This window comes from Castellaniella sp., assembly GCF_034675845.1.
In the GTDB taxonomy this organism is placed as follows: Bacteria; Pseudomonadota; Gammaproteobacteria; order Burkholderiales; family Burkholderiaceae_B; genus Castellaniella.
Genome location: NZ_JAUCCU010000001.1, coordinates 1,901,331 through 1,919,433 on the forward strand (window position 1 = coordinate 1,901,331; position 18,103 = coordinate 1,919,433).

Here is an 18,103-nt window from a genome sequence, read left to right on the forward strand (position 1 = left end):
GGGACGGCGGCGAATCATCCATACGCCTGTGGGTCGGTCGCTATCGATGGCGTTGCCGTGTGCTCAGAAGATAGGCCCCATAGGCCAGGGCGGTAAAGCCCGTCAGAGTGGCAGGGACCAGCAGGGCATGTTCGCCCAAACGCTGGAATAACCAGGCCCCGACAATGCTGCCTGCCACAAAAGGACCCACCACCATCAGGCATAGGCTCAGGCGCAGACGGTCCACTGGTATGCCGCGCAGCATATGTCCCAGATAAATGCCCAGGTCGGTCAGAATTCCTGTGACGTGACTGGTGCGCACCACCGCACCGCTGTAGGCGCTGACCATGCCGTTTTGCAAGCCCATGGCCATGGAAGCCAGATACAGGCCAAGCGGGTCCGAGGCATCCAGGAAGGGCACCGCCGCAAACAGCAGCAAAGACTCCAGCCCCAGGGCCGCGCCGTAGCGTCGGCCCAGTTTCAGCGAGGTCTGTTGCACGATCGCGCCGCTGGTGGCGGCCCCCAGGATGAACGCCGCGATGGTCAGGCCCCAGTGGATTGCCTGCGCCTGATCGAAGTCAGCCAGGGCAATGCCCAACAAGGTGGTATTGCCGGTCAGGTTGGTGATGGGCTCGTGCTGAAATCCCAGATAGCCAATGGCATTGACCAGACCGGCAATCAGGGCCAGGATGGCGGAGCCTATCCAGGCCCAGCGGGGTAATTGTCGTAAGACAGGCATAATAACCAAGGTGATGGATTAATGATGGGCGGCGATGAGCGACTATACCGAAATCATTCGATTATTGAATCAACAGGGCTGGGCGGTTTCCGATACGGTGGTGTCCGAGCAATGGCAGGCCGATCTGCTGGCCCAGGCGCAGCAATGGTGGGATGCCGGGCAGTTTTCGGGTGGGGAAATCGGCCGCAGCGATACTGATGCGCGCCAGCCCGCGATACGCGGGGATTCCATCTGCTGGGTGCAACCTGATGCAAAAATTGTGGAGCATCCCTTTTTTACCTGGATGACGCGGTTTCGACAGGTATTGAATCAGGACTACGGCATGGGACTGCGCAGCCAGGAATTCCATTTTGCGCGTTATGACCAGGGGGCAGGCTATAAAAAGCACATCGATCAGCACCGTGGCACCGACCACCGCAAAGTCTCTATCGTGCTGTACCTGAACCCTGGCTGGGACGCGCGCAATGGTGGTGAACTCTGCCTGTACGACCCTTATGCACCGGATGTCGAAATCCAGCGGTTTTCCCCCTTGGCCGGGCGGCTGGCAATTTTTGTCAGCGGCGTGCTGCCGCATCAGGTATTGCCTGCCCATGCGCCTCGCTGGAGCCTTACAGGTTGGCTGCGGACCGACACCATCGCCGGGGTGCCTGAATAGCTGATCTCAAAAAGGCGGGTCCAGGTCTGCGTCCTCGTCGGCCTGACCTGCTGCGCTGGCCAGATCGGGAATATCCGAGGCGTCCAGGGCCTCGGCCAGGGCCTTTTCCACCGCATCAATCCGTTGTTTGCAGACCTTATAGGCGGCCACGGATTCATTGACGATATCCAGCAGATCGTCGATGTTGGGCTCGGTCTGATCGCGCAATGTGCTGGCGTGCGTCTGCAGTACATCATAGGCTTGGCGAAACGTATGCAGGGTTTGGGTGGTTTTTCGGGTCATGATGGTTTTACGGGCAGTTGCCCGTCCTTGAATTGAATCTGCAGCTGGGCTTGGCCCTGGGCCTGGCTCAGACTGCTGATGGGGCGCTGGTCGGACGCGCGCACAATGACAAAGCCGCGAGACAGGGTTTTGTCCGGGCCTTGACCAATGATCTCGCGCAGCAGGCTCTGGGATTCTGTCTGGGCTGATCGGACCGACACCTGGGCGCGCTCGAAGATACGCTGCACTTGGGTCAGAATGGCTTGGCTGGCAATCTGCCGGGTGGATTGTGATTGCGACAATACCGCCAGAAAAGATCGCTCTGCGTGCCCTTGGGCGTGCTTGATGTGCTGCTGTGCCTGGTGCTGCACGCCCTGCATCAACTGGGGCACCCGTCGGGCAGCGCTGGCGACGTGCAGGCGGGCCTGATCGCGGATACGGGTTTGCATCAGGTCTACGGCGGTAGCGCAGTGGTGGGTGCTCGACTGTGCATATCCGAAGACGGTCTGTACCAGGGCGGCGGCTTCGCGCACGCGCTGCACGATGCGCTGTTCGATGCCGGTGATGACCTTGCTGGGCGTGTCGAACCGTAAATGCGCAACCTCGTCTGGCAGGGTGTTGTCACGCTCGTGACCGATGCCGGTCAGTACGGGGATGCCCAGGTCGCAAATCGTGCGCGACAGATCATAATCATCCAGCCAGGCCAAGTCGCTGACCGCCCCGCCGCCCCGAATAATGGCGACGGCGTCAGGGAGGGCATCAGGCGGGAAGTCCGCCAGCGCGGCGTGCAGGGCCGCCACGATATCGCGGGCGGCGCCTTCGCCCTGGAAGCGGCTGTAGGCATAGACGAAACGGCAGACGCCATGGCGCTGCAGTCGTTCAGCCTCGCGGTGGAAATCGCCCAGGCCAGCCGCCTGGGCAGGGGCAAGCACCAGCACGCAGCGGTAATCCCAGGGGGTCGGCAACTGGCGGTTCTGCTCGAATACGCCTTCGCGTTTCAGGCGGGTACGGATCTCTCGGCGGTGAGCTTCCAGTTGGCCCAGGGTGTAGTCGGCGTCGATGGCGTCGATCTGCAGGCTCAGGCCATATTGCACATGAAAGACGGGGCGGGCATGCACCAGCAGCTTCATCCCGGCCCCCAGCACTGCGCCGGTGGCTTGTTCGAAGGCGGGCAGGATACGGCTGGCCACGGATTCCCAGATCATGGCGCGGGCCTTGGCCAATTGTCGGCCATCGGCATCGCGTTCCGAGACTTCCAGGTAGACGTGGCCTTGCGCCCGGGCCTCGGTAATTTCTACGATGATCCACACGCCTTGGGCGTAGGCCTGGGCGACCAGGGATGAGATGCCCTGCAAGAGCTGCGATAAAGGGATGCCGCGCAGCGTATCCATGGCGCTGCCGGTGCTTGTGTGGGCAGGGCGGGCCAGGGCGGCGTCGGTGTGCTCGTCTGCGGCGGTGGGCAGGCTGGGCCTGCCGACAGACGCCGGCAGCAAGCTGTCCTGCGCCTGCATGGGCGGCAGCCAGCGGGCAAATTGTTCCGGGTCCATGCCTTCCAGGATGTACCAGCGCTTGCTCTCCCAGTCGAAGCGTGCCCCCAGGGACTTGGCTTGGTCTTTTTCCCGGAAGGGGACATCAAGGTACTGCTTGCTCATGGTGCCCTACTGAAAAAAGCGGGATTCGTTTTTTTGCAGAATCACCCGTAGGCGCGCCATGACGTCGAGGTTGTTGCGCTCCATGTTGGCCAGGGCGGCCAAAGCCTGTTCATGCTCGCCGGCATGAAAATACGTAATGGCCGCACGGGCCTGGCGGTGTACTTCGCGGTGGGGGATTTCCAGGGCCAGAAAGCCTTCGTCCTGGGCAAACAGCGAGTCGCCGTCGCCTTGGTAATACCATTGCCCCAGGCGGCACTGGGTTTCATCAGGCACATCGTCGGCGGTGGCGTTGGATAGTCCCAGAAAGATACGGTAGACGTTGAGCTTGATTTCCAGTTCTTCCAGATTGGCCAATTCGACTTCGGACAGAATGGCGGCAAAGGCCAGCGTGGCGTTGCTGCCGTGAGACAGCGCCAGCATTTTCGAGGTGCGCTCCAGCACCGTGTGTGCGTCGGTGCTGAGGGCGTCGGCATGGTTGGCGTTGCGTTGGTTCAGGCCGTCGATTTCGCCCGTCTGGGTCTGGATGTCGGAGATCAGGTGGTTGATCTCGCGGGTGGCGTCCCCTGTGCGTCCGGCCAGGCTGCGGACTTCCTGGGCGATCACGCTGAAGCCGCGTCCGGCGTCGCCCGCCCGGGTGGCCTCGATGCCGGCATTGAAGGAAATCAAGTTGGTGCGCTTGGCCACGTCGTCGATCAGGCCGACGAAATCATCAATGCGCTTGGTTTCGGTCCGCAGAGAGGCCACTCGGGTTGCGGAGTCTCGCACCCCGGTATTCATGTCGCTCAGGCCCTGGACAATGGTCTGCAGCGCGTCCCGGCTGGCTTCGGACTCTTTGGCGGCGCGTTCGGCGGATTCCCGGTTATTGCCCAGCAACTGGGACAGGTCGCCAAAGGATTCTTTCAGGGTGATGACCGAGTCACCGAATCGGGATAGGTTTTCCAGCAACAGGCGACCAAGGGCCTGTTCTTGTTCCAGAACCTGATTGCGCTGCTTCAGGTCGTCGCATTCCTGGGATAGGGCCTCGATGCGTTGGCGGGCCTGAACCGAGCCCAGCAATTGTTCTTCGACAGTCTTGCGCTTGCGTAGCATAAACAAGGGGAGTCTCCGTGGTGTGAGTATCAACCCCTTGATTCTAACGGCTTGGTCCCGCGGCCATGCGGCCGCGCGATGCGGCGGTGGGGATTAGCTGTTGGCTTGGCAGGCCAGCAGGTCGTCGTCGCGGATGGTCCAGCTGTCCGAGCCGTCGATGGTGACCTCCGAGATAATGCATTCGTCGCCGTCTTCATCGACCACGCGCACATCCCACACGCCCTTGCTGACATCCGATAAGGTCAGGGAGTCGCCTTTTTCCAGGATGTCCTTGCCCAGATGGTCCTCGCCCCAGTTGGTCTGACTGGAGGGGGCAAAATAGATTTCCTGGATATTCCAGGACGACTGATTGATGAACTTGACTTGTGCAGCCTGGGCGATCAGCGGAGCACAGAGGATTGCTGCGGTCAGCGCCAGGGTGTAACGTAGTTTCATGTTAACTCTCCTTGGGAAAAAGACGTCCTGTTATAGGACGATGATGGGAGATCGGATTCTACGGTGGCGGTTGACTAGGCAGTAAATTTTTTTCAGGCCTGATGTGAAGATGCAACAAAGCTGTTTTTGGGTGCAACTTGTGCTTGATATTGTCAATATTGACTGTGTGGTTTTTTGATATATTCGTCTAAACTGTCTAACAATCAATAACAACGAGACACCTTATGCCCATTACTCAGATTAGTGCGGGGCCGCAGCGTTCCGTGGCGCTTAAATCCAATGGCATGGCCTGGGGCTGGGGGGCTTTCAAGACCGCCTATCCGCCGGTGCCGGATGATCTTCCTGCTGAATTGTGCGCGCCGGATAAGGCCGAGGTCGGCCACCATCGCTACGCTCAACCATATCCGCAGATGATTAATCCCGGTACGCCATTTCAGTATGTGGCGGATGGGGCGGTGCATGTGTTGGGGGCCTGCGCCAGTGGTGCCTTGCTGGCCTGTCGACCTGTGATCGCGCCAGACCATGGCGCAGCGCACCGGCCTGTACCGTCTGTGCCTGCGCAGATCCAGCAATTGCTCAGCATGCAGACGGTCAGCCTGGCCTTGCTGGCGGACGGAGCCGTCTGGTCCTGGGGCTTTCAACAACAAGGCCAGTTGGGCCGCCCGGCACAGCCCGGACAGCACTCGCCAGCCGTGCTGGACGGCCTGCCACCAGTTCAGCAGTTGGCCTGTGGCACCGCCCATGCTTTGGCACTGGATCACGCGGGAGGGCTCTGGGCTTGGGGCGCCAATCAGGCCGGGCAACTGGGGCAGGGCAACCTGCAGGTATCCATGCGGCCTGTCCAGATTGATATGCCTGTGGCGATCAGCCAGATTGCGGCAGGGGATACCCATAGCCTGGCGCTGGATGTGGCCGGTCGGCTTTGGGCCTGGGGGGCCAATAACCATGGGCAGGCCGGTCGTGCCGATGCGGCCTATTTCACCCGGCCCGTTCAGGTGGATACCGCCTTTGTTCCGCAGCGGCTTGATGCGGGCATGTTTTATACGGTGGCCTTGTCCGACCAGGGCGAGGTCTTTGCCTGGGGCTGGAATGGCCTGGGACAAATTGGGCAGGCGCAGGCCCATTCGTCCCCTCAGGCGGTGCAGATTCAGGGCTTGGCCCATATCACCCAGATTGCCGCAGGCGCTGGCCATGTGTTGGCCAGCGATGATCAAACCGTCTATGCCTGGGGCGATAATCGCAGCGCGGCCTGTGGGCGATCCGCCGACCAGACTATTGTCTTGCGGCCTAACTCCATTTACCTGGCCTAAGGGGCATCCTCATGAATCAGTCTCAGCAACCCGATGCCGCCGACCCCAAGCGCCGCGATATTCTGCGCTGGACGGTAGGCTTGTCTGCCGGTCTGGTGCTGGCCCCGCTGGCGGGCTGTGATGGCGGCAGTGATGACAGTTTTAGCGCCACCGTCGACACCCTGCCCGAGGCCCCCCGCATCGTGGCCAAAAACGGCCTGATCGATATCGACCTGGAAGCCGCCTATGCCCATAACAGCGTCCAGCTTGCCGCCAGCGCCCAGAATGCTTATCCGGGCGAATCGACTCAGCAGGCCACGGATCTGCGCAGTTATAACGGCGCCATGCTGGCACCCACCTTGCAGTTGAATGCAGGCGATACCCTGCGCGTCTTGCTGCATAACAAGCTGCCAGGCAACAATACAAAATACTCGTCCTTGCCATACCTGAACTACCAGAACAGCACCAATCTGCATTTTCATGGGTTGCACGTCAATCCCGGCATCATCCGCCCTGGGGTGTATGGCGATTATGTGGTGGATACGCCGGATGCCGGGGTAGTGCCGGGGGCCAGCCGCCAGCACGAAATCCACCTGCCTGCCGACCATACCAATGGCGTTTATTGGTATCACCCCCATTTGCATGGCTCTACCACCACGCAGGTGGCCAATGGCATGTTTGGGGCGATTCTGGTCAACACGCCGCGCAATGATTTCGATTTGCCGGATGATGTTCGCGACCGGGTGATTTTCGTGCATCGCCTGAACCTGTCCGATGGCGGCCGCAGCGATAATCTATACGACTACGTCAATAACAAAAACAGCGCCTTCATGCTCAATGGCGTCTACCAGCCCACCATCGTCATGCGTCCGGGCGAAATCCAAAACTGGCATTTCCTGAATTCGGATGTGTTCTATCCATTCAATCCCGTGTTGGATGAACACACCCTCTGGCAATATGCCCGCGACGGCAACTCTTTTGATCGCGTGTTCCGTCCGGTCAATGCGGCGACCTCCGTCCAGATGGATGGCCGTCACTGGCCGGGCAATGTGCTCTACCCGGGCAACCGCAGCTCGGTCCTGGTGCAGGCCAGCCAGACCCCCGGCACCTATTATCTGCGGGCGGCAAAAGCCCCTTCCAGCACCGGCGAGGAAATTGTGGCGCGTATCGTGGTCGAAGGCCGTCCGGTCGAAGCCGCCTTGCCCAGCCCGCATCGTTTGCCGCTGTATAACGCGCACCAGCCCATCACGGATGCTGAACTCGCCCAGCATGGTGGAAAAACCCGGGCGGTGATCTTGGCCATGCTGAATAAGGACAGCGACTTGTTGGTGCAGCCCATCCCCGCCGGCGAGGAATGGTTCATTCCGCCTGGTGATGGCGTGTCTTTGACCGACACCGTCTTTGCCACTGGCAATGTCGGCACTAAGCTGGCTCCGTTTCAGTCCGATTTGGCGGTGACCCAGACCATTGCGCTCAATGCTGTCGAGGAATGGACCTTATATAACCTGAACGGCTATCCGCATCCATTTCACATCCATGTCAATGACTGTTATGTCGTCAAGGTCAACGGCGAAGACATAGAACCCTATTGGGCCGACACCATTCCTTTGGCACCCAACGGCACCTCTGATCAGCCTACTTCGATCACTTTCCGGAGTCGTTTCACAGACTTCACCGGCAAATTCGTCTGGCATTGCCACGCACTGGATCATGAGGACCTGGGCATGATGGAATTGGTCGAGGTGCGCACGTAGGAGCAGATATATTGGTTTGTGGGCAGGGGGATGCTGTTAGCATAGGGCGTCTACCATAAAATCACAGCCGGTGGGCCACCGGCTGATTCAGTCATGCCAATATCCAACTTTAAAATCAAACTTCGCCCCCTGGAGCGCGTCGACCTGCAGTTCGTGCATCAGCTGGACAATAATGCCATCGTGATGCGGTATTGGTTCGAAGAACCCTACGCCACTTTCACCGAGCTGCAGTCCCTGTACGATCAACACGTGCACGACCAAAGCGAACGCCGTTTCATTGTGGAATGCGAGGGCGAGAAGGCCGGTCTGGTCGAATTGGTGGAAATCGATCACGTGCATCGGCGGGCCGAGTTCCAGATTATCATCGCCCCCGAATACCAGGGCAAGGGCCTGGCCCCCCGAGCCACCAAGCTGGCTTTGGAATACGGATTCAAGGTCCTGAATCTATATAAAATCTATCTGATTGTGGATCAGGAAAACAAAAAAGCCATCCACATCTATACCAAGCTGGGTTTCCAGGCCGAAGGCCAGCTCAAAGACGAGTTTTTTGTCAATGGCGAATACCGCAGCGTGATTCGCATGAGCCTGTTTCAGCAGGATCATCTGAAACTGCACAAGCCTGTCGCCCCCAAACAAACCGAAAACGCAGCGCTCTAAGGCAGTGGTTCAGGTGGGTGCCTACGCCTGCAATTGGTAAGCTGCAATGCCTTGTTGGCGGGCGTAGTCGGTGGGGCCGCTGCTTTCCTGGGGCTTGCTGGTTTCTTGCAGGAGTTCCTGCTGGGCCTTGATCATCATGGCCATGGCCTGGGCCGCAATCGCGCGATCCTGGCTGGAAGGGTCGCTGGGGGCCGTGGCGGCTGCGCGCACGGTGCGCATCTTGTCGATGGTGGCCTGCGGGTTGCCCGACACGGTGGACATATCGATCGAGACTTCGCCGCCGATGGCGTATAGCTGGCCATCCGGACCGCGTTCGTAGCTGAAGCTGGCCGACCCGGCCAAGGCACCCCCGGCCGCCTGGTGGGCGGCTTCGTGTTGGCGGACTGCCTGATCGCGGGCCTTCAGCTCCTGAATCTGAGCGAGCTGTTCTTCGGAGTATTCCCGATCCTTGTTGCCGGCCTCGGATTCCTGGGGGCGGAATCGACCGGCTTCGGTGCCGTTGGCAACGCGATCATGGTCTGCCCCTGGCGTGTGGGCCACGGCCGACAGATAGGTGGTTTGGGGCTGGACACCCCCGATGGCAGAAATGGGCATGAGTGCCTCTCGGGTGGGATATTCAGCCCATTATAAGGCGTGATCGCGCCGCAGCAGCACGGCGCTGATGGCCACCACCACGCAGACCACGGCCAGGGCGTCTTGCCAGCTGGGCCATTCACCAATGAAGATGCTGCTTAGTATGCCGACAATCGGCACGGCGGTGACGCTCATGGCGCTGGTGGAAGCCGGCAAGGCGCGGGCCATGGCGAACCAGATCACCTGGGCTGCGCCATAGTTCAGCAGCACCGACCACAGCAGCACTCCCCACATGGCTGGGCTGAAATCCCAGGAAGGCGCAGGCTCGGTGCTGGCGGCCAGCACACCAATGGCAATCGACGATAAGCCCAGCATCCAGATCACCAGGGTTTCGGGGGCCAGGGTCAGTTTGGCGCGCTGCATCCAGACGGTGCCCAGCGCCCAGCAAAAGGCCGCCGCCTGCATCCAGACGATGCCTGCGGGATTGCCCGCCAGTGCATTGAGTTCATTCCACAGCAGGAGGGCAATGGCCACCAGCACGGCAGCGACTGCCAAGGCCAGCCGCCTGGTGAAGCGTTCGCCATAAAAAAGCACAGCCAGCAAGACCGTAAAGACCGGCATGGTAAAGCCCAGGATCGCCGCCCGGCCGGCAGGCAATAGCGATACCCCGATGATGGACAGCCCGTGCCAGCCCATGACATTGGGCAGGCCCAGCACCACGACGCTGCGCCATTGGGCCTTGCCGCGCGGCAGCACCGGGATGCCCTGCCGCCGGTAGTAGATCAGCAATGCCAAGGCACCACCAGCCATGGTGATGGCCCGAAACCACAGCGGGCTCCAGTCGCGCAGGCCCAGTTTCATCACAGGCCAGTTCAGGCCCCACATCAAGGTCAGCAGGACCAGGCCGAGCAGTTGGCGAGCGTTCAAGGAAAGGGCCGTTTTGCAAGTAATTAGTGTGAGATGAACCAAGCTCCGGCTGCCGTCAGGATTTTCTGCGGCGTGCAAGAAGGCTTGAGACAGCGTGTTGGTCGCCATCGATCACAGAACCTTATCACGACTGACGGAGCGGGGAGCTGCCGGCAGCGGCGGATTTTCGATTGTCGGCAGTCTTCCCTTGTAAAATTCTGTGGTGCCGGGTGGCATGCTTGTCGTTGATCGCTGTCCTCATAGGGAAAAATCATGTCGGACCCTTCGTCCTCGCTCAGAGAACTCACGTTGCGTGGCGTGCTGCTCGGGGCGTTCATTACGCTGGTGTTTACCGCCTCCAATGTCTATCTAGGCCTGAAGGTGGGGATGACATTTGCGTCATCCATCCCGGCTGCGGTCATTTCCATGGCCTTGTTGCGCGTTTTTCATGACTCCAATATTCTGGAAAACAATATCGTCCAGACACAGGCCTCGGCGGCGGGCACGCTGTCGGCCATTATTTTCGTCTTGCCGGCACTCTTGATGATGGGATATTGGTCTGGCTTTCCCTTGCTGCAGACAGCCATGATCTGTGCCGGGGGTGGAATTCTGGGGGTGGTGTTCACCGTGCCGCTGCGCCGGGCGCTGGTGGTCAATAGCGACCTGACATATCCAGAGGGCGTCGCTGCGGCAGAAATTCTGCGGGTCGGCCAGGCCAGTCAATCGGACGCGAGTCCTCAAAAAGGCCAAGGCTTTCGAGAAATCCTGCTGGGCGGTGTCTTGGCCGGGGGCTTTAGCCTGTTGACGGGCGGGTTCCGGCTGGCCGCCGATAGCGTCAGCCATTGGTTCAGTGTCGGGCGGGCAGTGTTTCAGCTGCCGCTGGGGCTGTCGTTTGCCCTGGTGGGGGCGGGCTATCTGGTGGGTATCACCGGGGGTATCGCCATGCTGGTGGGGGTGTTTCTGGCCTGGGGGGTGGCCGTGCCCTGGCTCACGCAGTTGGTGCCCATGCCGGATGGGACGACGCTGGCGGGCTTTGCCTCCGGGGTCTGGGTGGCCAAGGTCCGCCTGATCGGCGCTGGCATGATTGCGATTGCCGCCATCTGGACGCTGATTACCTTGATTCGGCCCATGCTCGAAGGCATGCGGATTTCCCTGTCCGTCCTGAAAAACAGCCGAGAGACCGTGCAGCAGTCGCGGATGGATACCGACTTGTCGCCGGGGTTGCTGGCCAAGCTGACCGGGCTGATCGTGTTGCTCCTGGGGGCGACCTTCTGGTCTTTTGTGGCGGATTCCGGCCTGCCGCCGGTCGCCGCCTGGACCCTGGTGGTCGCGGGCACCCTGATGGCCTTTTTATTCGGGTTTTTGGTGGCGGCGGCCTGCGGCTATATGGCGGGCCTGGTGGGCTCATCGGCCAGCCCGATTTCCGGCATTGCCGTGATTGCCATTTTGGCGACATCCATGGTGTTTATCGGCCTCGGTCAGGCCCTGCAGGTCTTGGACAGCCCTGAATCCATCCGGTTTTTCACGGCGTTAGCGCTGTTTTGCACCTCGGTGGTGGTGGCCGTCGCGGCGATTTCCAACGATAACCTGCAAGACCTGAAGACCGGCTGGCTGGTGCATGCCACCCCGTGGCGCCAGCAGATTGCGCTGATCATCGGTTGTGTGATTGGGGCGCTGACGATTCCACCGGTGCTGGAGCTGCTGTACAACGCGTATGGTTTTCTGGGCAGCCTGCCGCGCGCGGGCATGGACCCCAGTCAGGCGCTGTCCGCGCCTCAGGCGTCCTTGATGATCACGATTGCCGAAGGCCTGTTCAGTCATACGCTGGACTGGACCTATATTCGCATCGGGGTTTATGTCGGGGTGGCCTTTATTGTCTTTGATGCGTTGCTGGGGCGGTTGGCGGGCCATCGCCTGCCACCGTTGGCAGTGGCCATGGGGGTCTATCTGCCGCCCTCGATTGCAACCGCGCTGTTTGTCGGGGCCTTGATCTCCTGGTACGTCAAGCACCGTATCCGGGTGCAGGCCACCACGGGCAATCAAGACGCAGCCCCCCGCCTGGAGGCCGCCGAACGCCAGGGGACATTGTTTGCCTCTGGCTTGATCGTGGGCGAAAGTCTGGTCGGCGTGGCGCTGGCTATTGTGATCGTGGCCTCTGTTGCCTCCGGCGGCAGTGATGCGCCGCTGGCCCTGGTGGGGGCCAGTTTCCAGCCAACGGCTACCGTGCTTGGCCTGCTGGCCTTTGTCGGCATGTGCCTGCTGTTTATCCGGCGCTTGCTGGCTCGGGCGTAGTGGGTTCGGCAGATAGCAGCGCTGCCGCCTCGCGGGCCGCCACGCGGCCCTCGTCGGTGGGGATCACCCAGATTTCGATGCGACTATCGGGGGCGTGAATGGCCCAGGCACTATGGCCTCGGGCCTGTAGATTGCGCTCGGGGTCGATGCGCAAACCCGTCCAGCTCAGGCGCTCGCAGACCTGTTGGCGCAGGACGGCGTCGTTTTCACCGATGCCGCCGCTGAACGCCAGCAGGTCCAGGCCATCCAGGCAGGCGGTCAGCGCGCCGGCCTCGCGCACGATGCGGTGGGTGAACTGGTCGATGGCACGTTGTGCGTTGACGCTGCCGTCGGCCCGCAGGCGGCGCATATCGGCCGAGATCCCGGAGACCCCCAGCAGGCCGCATTGTTTATACAGCAGCTTTTCGATGCGTTCGTGGGTCCAGCCCTGCTCCAGCAAATACAGCAGCACGCCGGCATCCAGCGAGCCGCTGCGGGTGCCCATCATCAGCCCGTCCAAGGCGGAAAATCCCATGGTGGTGGCGACGCTGACGCCATCGCGCATGGCGCACAGGCTGGCGCCGTTACCCAGGTGCGCCATGATGGCGCGCCCACGCCCGCGCAGCGTTTTTTCTTGCAGCACCGATTGAATATATTGGTAAGACAGGCCATGAAATCCATAGCGGCGGATACCCTGAGCCTGCAGCGACAGGGGCAGGGCGAAGGCATAATCGACTTCCGGCATATGGGCATGAAATGCCGTGTCAAAACAAGCGATCTGCGGAATGCTTGGGAAGGCGGCCTGAAAACGCCGGATGCCTTCCAGATTATGGGGTTGGTGCAGCGGAGCCAGGGAATTCAGGCGGGACAGGTTTTCCAGCACCTGCGCAGTGACGCGGACGCTATGGGTATAGTCGCTGCCGCCGTGCACCACCCGGTGTGCCACCGCCTGGATGCCCTGAGCGGCATCCAGGGTCTGGACCAGCTTCTGCAGCCGCTCTAGTGCGACATGAAAAGCCGACTGTCCGGTTGCCACCGATAGGCTTTCCTGGTGCGTCTGTCCCTGGTACGTCCAGGCCATTTCCGGCTGACCGCCGGGCTCCAGTCCCTGGATGTTGCCTGCCAGATTATGGGGCTGGGCGTGTCCCTGGTGCAGGGCATGTAAAGAGAACTTCAATGAAGAAGATCCGGCGTTGACAGCGAGAATGGCCATGGATGTGCTCCGTCAGGCAGTTGTGTGGGATCAGCCCAGCTTCCAGGCGTCCTGGGTTTGTTTCTGGCGTTCGTGATGTGCCGCCAGAACAGCCAGGATGGCAGAGGCCACGCGCACGCTCGGGCCATCGGCCCGGCTGGTCAGGGCAATCGGCACGCGGGCGCCCAGCACCAGGCCGGAGCCGCTGGCCCCAGCCAGATACTCCAGCTGCTTGGCCACCATATTGCCGCTTTCCAGATCCGGCGCGGCCAGAATATCGGCCTGCCCCGCGACCTCAGAGCGGATGCCCTTGGTGCGGGCCGCCTCCATGGAAATGGCATTGTCAAAGGCCAGGGGGCCGTCCAGCAGGCCGCCTGTGATCTGTCCGCGATCCGCCATCTTGCACAAGGCCGCCGCATCCAGGGTGGACGGGATGCTGGGGGTGACCGTCTCGACGGCAGACAGAATGGCGACCTTGGGCTGTTCGATGCCCATCACCTGGGCGAATTCGATCGCATTCTGGATGATGTCGGCTTTTTCCAGCAGGTTGGGACGGATGTTGATGGCTGCATCCGTGATGATCAGCGGTTTGGCGTAGAGCGGCACGTCGAAGCGAAAGACGTGCGATAGGCGCCGTCCTGTGCGTAGACCGGGCTGAGACAGGACGGCCTTAAGCAGTTCGTCGGTGTGCAGGCTGCCCTTCATCAGGGTTTCGACCTCGCGGCGGGCCGCCATGCCAGCAGCCAGTTCGGCGGCGGCATGGCTATGCTCGACGGCGATGATCTCTGCGCCGCGCAGATCAATGCCGGCTTCTTCGGCGATGCGGCGAATACGGCCCTCAGGGCCAATCAGCACCGGCTGGATCAGGCCGTAGCGGGCAGCGTCCATGGCTCCCTGCAGGGAACCGGCATCCACCGGATGGACCACGGCGCAGCGCACGGTTTCCAGTTCGCGGGCCTGGTCCAACAGCGCATTGAAGCGGGCCTCGGGGTCGAATAGCTGGATATGCGGGGCGTTGATCCGTTGCACGCGGACTTTTTGCGTCGGCGGCATAAGCTTGGCCTCGCCCTTGAGGACGACTTCCCCGTTCTGGTTGGTCACCAGACAGGCCATTTCGACCCGTTTTTTCTCATCGTCTTTTTTCGACACGGTGACTACCACAGTCAGGGTGTCGCCGATGCGGACGGGCCGGGTGAATTTCAGTTCCTGACCCAGATAGATCGTGCCCGGGCCGGGGAACCGGGTACCGAACAGGGCGGAGATCAGGGCGGCGCCCAGCATGCCGTGGGCGATGACACCCTCGAACATGGTGGCGTCGGCGTAGGCCGGGTTCAGGTGGGCGGGGTTGATGTCGCCCGACACGGCAGCAAAGGCCTGGATATCATCCAGCGTGACGGTGCGCAGCAGCCGGGCGCTTTGGCCAACGTGGAGCTCGTCGTAGGTGACGTTCTCCATCCAGGCATCGTCAGTGGTGCTGTCTATATTGGTGTGTGTGTTCATCGCTTGGCAGTCCGCAGTCAAGGTCAATCCATGGCGTGGACGCCGCCGTCCACGTAGATAGTCTGGCCGGTCATGCCCGAGGCGGCATCGGAGCACAGAAAGGCGCTGAGCTGGGCGATTTCATCCAGCGTCACCAGGCGCTGCAAGGGCGCTTTACCCAGGGCAGTTGCCATCAGTTCGTCAAAGTGCGCAATGCCAGAGCCTGCGCGGGTCAGGATGGGGCCGGGCGAGACAGCATGCACCCGGATGTTTTTCGGACCTAGCTCCATGGCCATGTACCGCACCAACGATTCCAGGGCGGCCTTGACAGGCCCCATCAGGCCATAATTAGGTACGACTTCGCCCGAGCCCAGATAGGTCATGGACAGCATGGCCCCACCATCCGGCATGTGCGGTGCGCACAAGCGGCCCAGCTCGGCAAAGCTATGGCAGGACACGCTCATGGCGCGGCTGAAGCCTTCGCGCGAGCTATCGACCACATTGCCGTGCAGGTCAGCCAAGGGTGCCCAGGCGATCGAGTGGATGACAAAGTCCAGCTGTCCGAAGCGCTCGACGGCGTGATTCACAATGGCTTCCAGTTCGCCGGGAACCTCTACATCGCAGTGCATGAGATGCATGCCCAGCGGCTCGGTGTGCGGCTCGACAAAGCGGCGTGCTTTGTCGTTCAGGCAGGAGACGACGACGTCGGCACCCTGGGCGCGCGCCAGACGGGCGCAGCCAAAGGCAATACTGCTGTCGTTGGCAACACCGAGGATCAGGCCTTTTTTGCCGGCCAGGCTAAAGAGTTTGGCAGTCATGAAGAATGTCGGAGATCAGAAGGGGGAAGGGTCTGACGGGGTGATTGACGCCCGGCAGACACAGGGAGGGGAAAACATGAGGTAAAGAGGAATATCGCCAATGGCTAACCTTCGATGTCATCGAAATGTGCTTGCAGGCTAAGGCCTGGGGCGTCGTGGGCAAAGCCGCGTTGCTGCAGGCGATGGCTGGCGATCAAAAGAATGTCGCGGGTGGCGGGGGGGCCCACTTGGGTGCTGTGGGCCATTTGGGTGATTGCCTGATAGCGCATCAGCAGCAAGGCGCGGAGTTCGTCGCGCATGACTGCCTGGGGGCCGACGGCGCGATTGTCCGCAGCGTCATCCTGCAGCACGGCATCCACTTCGCTGGGGCTGCGCAGCGGCAGTCCCAGCGAGCGGGCCAGCAAAGCGATGCGGGCGCCCGTGCTCTCGAAGTAGCAGACCATGCGCTCCAGCTGCCTGGCCGCCGCATCGCGGCGGGGATTGGATTCAGTCGGCATAGCGTGTCATCACATAGGTGCCTGGCGCGTCGCACAAGGCCTGGGCCTTGGGAATAGGTCGTGCCGCGATGGGTTGGCCAGAGCGCGCTGTCAGCCAGGCGTGCATGGCCTCCCACCATGAGCCCTGTGTCGTGGGGGCTTGTGCCTTCCAGTCGTCAGGATCGGTCCAGCCCATATTGTCCTCGACGCTGTCGATCTGGTAGCTGCGGCGGGGGCGGCCGGGTTCGGAGACGATCCCGGCATTGTGGCCGCCTTCGGCCAATACAAAGCTGACGTGGGTATCGGTTTGCAGGTGGATCTTATAGACGGACTTCCAGGGGGATACGTGATCCCGCGTGGTCGCCACCACCATCATGGGGGCGTTGATGTCCATCAGCGCCACGGTCGTTCCGGCAAAACGGTATTGGCCGGCGGACAGGGCATTATTCAGGAACAAGGCGTTCAGGTATTCGGCGTGCATCCGGGCCGGCAAGCGCGTGGTGTCGGCGTTCCAGCTCATCAGATCAAAGCTGGGGTCGTCTTCGCCCATCAGGTAACGGCGCGTGTTGCGTCCCCACAGCAGCCCGCGCGAGGCCAGATAGACAAAAGACCCGCCCATTTGCTTGCCGGACAGGTAGCCGCGTTCATTCATGCTTTGCCGCAGCGTGGCCAACTGCGCATCGTCGATGAATACGCCCAGGTCGCCGGGTTCAGCAAAGTCAGTCTGGGCCGCCAGCAGGACCACAGACGCCAGTTCGGGCAGATCGGCAGGGATCAGGGCCTGTTCCTTGGCTGTGCGTTCAGTGGGCTTGCGCGCCAGGCGGCCCAGCGTGGCGGCGACGATGGCCAGGAATGTGCCGCCCAGGCAGTATCCGACGGTATGCAGGCGCGGTGCCCCGCTGGCGGTCTTGGCGGCGGCCATGGCGGCCAGTACGCCGCTGCTGAGGTAATCCTGCATTTTCAGATCGCGGTCGCTGGCATCGGGGTTGCGCCACGAAATAATGAATACCGTGTGTCCTTGATCGACCAGGTATTTCACCATGGAGTTATGCGGCGACAGATCCAGGATGTAGTACTTCATGATGCATGAAGGCACGATGAGGATGGGCTCGGGCTGGACCTTGTCGGTGCTGGGGCTGTATTGGATGAGTTCGATCAGGTGATTGCGAAACACGACTTTGCCGGGGGTAACGGCGACGTCTTTGCCTACCTGGTATTCCAGGGGTTCCAGCGCGTCGGCCGGGGTATCCGGGTTGGCGGTCAACTGCTCCTGCATATCTTGCAAGAAGAACTCCCAGCCATCGCGCAGCGATTGCCCACCGGTTTCCTGGGCAGTTTGCAGGACTTCCGGGTTGGTCCATAGCCAGTTGGACGGCGACAGCGCATCCAGAGTCTGGCCGGTGAAGAAGTTCACCATATGCTGGTGGTGGGCGCTGACGCCGTTGCCTTGTTGGGCGGCCTCGCGAAACCAGGTGTCCATGGCTTTATAGCCTGCGGTGATGGCGTTATAAGGCCATTGCCCCCAGGCGGGGTTGCTGAATCGGGCGTCTTTTTCCGTGGTTTCTGACGTGGCTGGGCTCATGGCCGATGCCCATGCCTGCTGCCCCAAGTCCAGTGCGCGCTGCGCCAGCATGGCCTGGCGTCCAGGGGAACTGAGCATGTGCATGGCCCAGTCGGTATGTGCCAGCGCCAAGGCGATGGGCGACAGCCCGCCACAGGTGCGCGCCCACTGGGCGCGGACGGATTCGTCCAGCGCTTGGGCGGCAGCGAGTTGGTCATCCTGGCGGGTGGCGGCCGTGGGGGCTGAGCGTTTAGTCATGGTGAAAATCTCGTCCGTATCAGTAGGGGGCCAACGCGAGAAGCGCTTTATATATTTAC

The 18,103-nt window shown here is 61.3% G+C and carries 17 protein-coding genes; 5 read left to right on the forward strand and 12 right to left on the reverse strand.

The window, feature by feature from the left end; all coding sequences use genetic code 11:
• Window positions 1-40: 40 nt before the first annotated feature.
• Entirely contained in the window at window positions 41-718 is a 678-nt protein-coding gene (locus tag VDP81_RS09140; protein ID WP_322996028.1) for a YoaK family protein, read from the reverse strand.
• Between the two features lie 34 nt (window positions 719-752).
• Between VDP81_RS09140 and VDP81_RS09145 the strand changes: the two genes are divergently transcribed.
• On the forward strand, window positions 753-1,373 hold the full coding sequence (locus tag VDP81_RS09145) for a 2OG-Fe(II) oxygenase (protein ID WP_322996029.1): 621 nt from the start codon (window positions 753-755) through the stop codon (window positions 1,371-1,373).
• A 6-nt stretch (window positions 1,374-1,379) separates the two neighbouring features.
• On the opposite strand, the gene xseB is transcribed toward VDP81_RS09145, so the two are convergent.
• From xseB to VDP81_RS09165, 4 genes are all read right to left on the reverse strand, one after another.
• Window positions 1,380-1,655 (reverse strand): exodeoxyribonuclease VII small subunit, encoded by a 276-nt coding sequence (gene xseB, locus VDP81_RS09150; RefSeq protein ID WP_322996030.1) that lies wholly within the window; start codon window positions 1,653-1,655, stop codon window positions 1,380-1,382.
• Window positions 1,652-3,286, reverse strand: coding sequence for an exodeoxyribonuclease VII large subunit (gene xseA / locus VDP81_RS09155; protein ID WP_322996031.1), 1,635 nt, complete (start codon window positions 3,284-3,286; stop codon window positions 1,652-1,654). Before xseA ends, xseB begins: the two co-directional genes overlap by 4 nt.
• A gap of 6 nt (window positions 3,287-3,292) precedes the next feature.
• A complete protein-coding gene (locus tag VDP81_RS09160) occupies window positions 3,293-4,375 on the reverse strand; it encodes a methyl-accepting chemotaxis protein (protein ID WP_322996432.1) in 1,083 nt (360 codons plus the stop codon).
• Window positions 4,376-4,468: 93 nt separating this feature from the next.
• On the reverse strand, window positions 4,469-4,810 hold the full coding sequence (locus tag VDP81_RS09165) for a hypothetical protein (RefSeq protein ID WP_322996032.1): 342 nt from the start codon (window positions 4,808-4,810) through the stop codon (window positions 4,469-4,471).
• Between the two features lie 224 nt (window positions 4,811-5,034).
• Here VDP81_RS09165 and VDP81_RS09170 point away from each other — a divergent pair, with 224 nt between their 5' ends.
• The 3 genes from VDP81_RS09170 to speG all read left to right on the forward strand — a co-directional run bounded on the left by VDP81_RS09170 (window position 5,035) and on the right by speG (window position 8,510).
• On the forward strand, window positions 5,035-6,120 hold the full coding sequence (locus VDP81_RS09170) for a hypothetical protein (protein WP_323012113.1): 1,086 nt from the start codon (window positions 5,035-5,037) through the stop codon (window positions 6,118-6,120).
• Between the two features lie 11 nt (window positions 6,121-6,131).
• The gene (locus VDP81_RS09175) at window positions 6,132-7,853 is read left to right on the forward strand and encodes a multicopper oxidase family protein (protein WP_323012114.1); all 1,722 of its coding nucleotides are present in this window, start codon (window positions 6,132-6,134) and stop codon (window positions 7,851-7,853) included.
• A 93-nt stretch (window positions 7,854-7,946) separates the two neighbouring features.
• The gene (speG, locus tag VDP81_RS09180) at window positions 7,947-8,510 is read left to right on the forward strand and encodes a spermidine N1-acetyltransferase (RefSeq protein ID WP_322996035.1); all 564 of its coding nucleotides are present in this window, start codon (window positions 7,947-7,949) and stop codon (window positions 8,508-8,510) included.
• A gap of 21 nt (window positions 8,511-8,531) precedes the next feature.
• On the opposite strand, the gene VDP81_RS09185 is transcribed toward speG, so the two are convergent.
• The gene (locus VDP81_RS09185) at window positions 8,532-9,104 is read right to left on the reverse strand and encodes a putative metalloprotease CJM1_0395 family protein (RefSeq protein ID WP_323012115.1); all 573 of its coding nucleotides are present in this window, start codon (window positions 9,102-9,104) and stop codon (window positions 8,532-8,534) included.
• Between the two features lie 30 nt (window positions 9,105-9,134).
• On the reverse strand, window positions 9,135-10,010 hold the full coding sequence (locus VDP81_RS09190; RefSeq protein WP_323012116.1) for a DMT family transporter: 876 nt from the start codon (window positions 10,008-10,010) through the stop codon (window positions 9,135-9,137).
• Between the two features lie 252 nt (window positions 10,011-10,262).
• Here VDP81_RS09190 and VDP81_RS09195 point away from each other — a divergent pair, with 252 nt between their 5' ends.
• The gene (locus VDP81_RS09195; protein ID WP_323012117.1) at window positions 10,263-12,281 is read left to right on the forward strand and encodes an OPT family oligopeptide transporter; all 2,019 of its coding nucleotides are present in this window, start codon (window positions 10,263-10,265) and stop codon (window positions 12,279-12,281) included.
• On the opposite strand, the gene VDP81_RS09200 is transcribed toward VDP81_RS09195, so the two are convergent.
• The 5 genes from VDP81_RS09200 to VDP81_RS09220 all read right to left on the reverse strand — a co-directional run bounded on the left by VDP81_RS09200 (window position 12,253) and on the right by VDP81_RS09220 (window position 18,044).
• On the reverse strand, window positions 12,253-13,473 hold the full coding sequence (locus VDP81_RS09200) for an acetate/propionate family kinase (RefSeq protein WP_323012118.1): 1,221 nt from the start codon (window positions 13,471-13,473) through the stop codon (window positions 12,253-12,255). The two genes, VDP81_RS09195 and VDP81_RS09200, sit on opposite strands and share 29 nt — an antisense overlap.
• Before the next feature lie 30 nt (window positions 13,474-13,503).
• Complete coding sequence (locus tag VDP81_RS09205) at window positions 13,504-14,952, reverse strand: bifunctional enoyl-CoA hydratase/phosphate acetyltransferase (protein ID WP_322996041.1); 1,449 nt, start codon at window positions 14,950-14,952, stop codon at window positions 13,504-13,506.
• Between the two features lie 23 nt (window positions 14,953-14,975).
• The gene (gene fabI / locus VDP81_RS09210; RefSeq protein WP_322996042.1) at window positions 14,976-15,749 is read right to left on the reverse strand and encodes an enoyl-ACP reductase FabI; all 774 of its coding nucleotides are present in this window, start codon (window positions 15,747-15,749) and stop codon (window positions 14,976-14,978) included.
• A gap of 104 nt (window positions 15,750-15,853) precedes the next feature.
• Entirely contained in the window at window positions 15,854-16,246 is a 393-nt protein-coding gene (locus VDP81_RS09215) for a hypothetical protein (RefSeq protein WP_322996043.1), read from the reverse strand.
• A complete protein-coding gene (locus VDP81_RS09220) occupies window positions 16,236-18,044 on the reverse strand; it encodes a PHA/PHB synthase family protein (protein WP_323012119.1) in 1,809 nt (602 codons plus the stop codon). The genes VDP81_RS09215 and VDP81_RS09220 overlap by 11 nt, the downstream gene beginning before the upstream one ends.
• Window positions 18,045-18,103: the final 59 nt, after the last annotated feature.

What these genes read in the sequence shown, in the direction of transcription:
- VDP81_RS09140 (WP_322996028.1), bottom strand. Translation starts at nt 718, where the DNA reads ATGCCTGTCTTACGACAATTACCCCGCTGGGCCTGGATAGGCTCCGCC.
- VDP81_RS09145 (WP_322996029.1), top strand. Translation starts at nt 753, where the DNA reads ATGAGCGACTATACCGAAATCATTCGATTATTGAATCAACAGGGCTGG.
- xseB (WP_322996030.1), bottom strand. Translation starts at nt 1,655, where the DNA reads ATGACCCGAAAAACCACCCAAACCCTGCATACGTTTCGCCAAGCCTAT.
- xseA (WP_322996031.1), bottom strand. Translation starts at nt 3,286, where the DNA reads ATGAGCAAGCAGTACCTTGATGTCCCCTTCCGGGAAAAAGACCAAGCC.
- VDP81_RS09160 (WP_322996432.1), bottom strand. Translation starts at nt 4,375, where the DNA reads ATGCTACGCAAGCGCAAGACTGTCGAAGAACAATTGCTGGGCTCGGTT.
- VDP81_RS09165 (WP_322996032.1), bottom strand. Translation starts at nt 4,810, where the DNA reads ATGAAACTACGTTACACCCTGGCGCTGACCGCAGCAATCCTCTGTGCT.
- VDP81_RS09170 (WP_323012113.1), top strand. Translation starts at nt 5,035, where the DNA reads ATGCCCATTACTCAGATTAGTGCGGGGCCGCAGCGTTCCGTGGCGCTT.
- VDP81_RS09175 (WP_323012114.1), top strand. Translation starts at nt 6,132, where the DNA reads ATGAATCAGTCTCAGCAACCCGATGCCGCCGACCCCAAGCGCCGCGAT.
- speG (WP_322996035.1), top strand. Translation starts at nt 7,947, where the DNA reads ATGCCAATATCCAACTTTAAAATCAAACTTCGCCCCCTGGAGCGCGTC.
- VDP81_RS09185 (WP_323012115.1), bottom strand. Translation starts at nt 9,104, where the DNA reads ATGCCCATTTCTGCCATCGGGGGTGTCCAGCCCCAAACCACCTATCTG.
- VDP81_RS09195 (WP_323012117.1), top strand. Translation starts at nt 10,263, where the DNA reads ATGTCGGACCCTTCGTCCTCGCTCAGAGAACTCACGTTGCGTGGCGTG.
- VDP81_RS09200 (WP_323012118.1), bottom strand. Translation starts at nt 13,473, where the DNA reads ATGGCCATTCTCGCTGTCAACGCCGGATCTTCTTCATTGAAGTTCTCT.
- VDP81_RS09205 (WP_322996041.1), bottom strand. Translation starts at nt 14,952, where the DNA reads ATGAACACACACACCAATATAGACAGCACCACTGACGATGCCTGGATG.
- fabI (WP_322996042.1), bottom strand. Translation starts at nt 15,749, where the DNA reads ATGACTGCCAAACTCTTTAGCCTGGCCGGCAAAAAAGGCCTGATCCTC.
- VDP81_RS09215 (WP_322996043.1), bottom strand. Translation starts at nt 16,246, where the DNA reads ATGCCGACTGAATCCAATCCCCGCCGCGATGCGGCGGCCAGGCAGCTG.
- VDP81_RS09220 (WP_323012119.1), bottom strand. Translation starts at nt 18,044, where the DNA reads ATGACTAAACGCTCAGCCCCCACGGCCGCCACCCGCCAGGATGACCAA.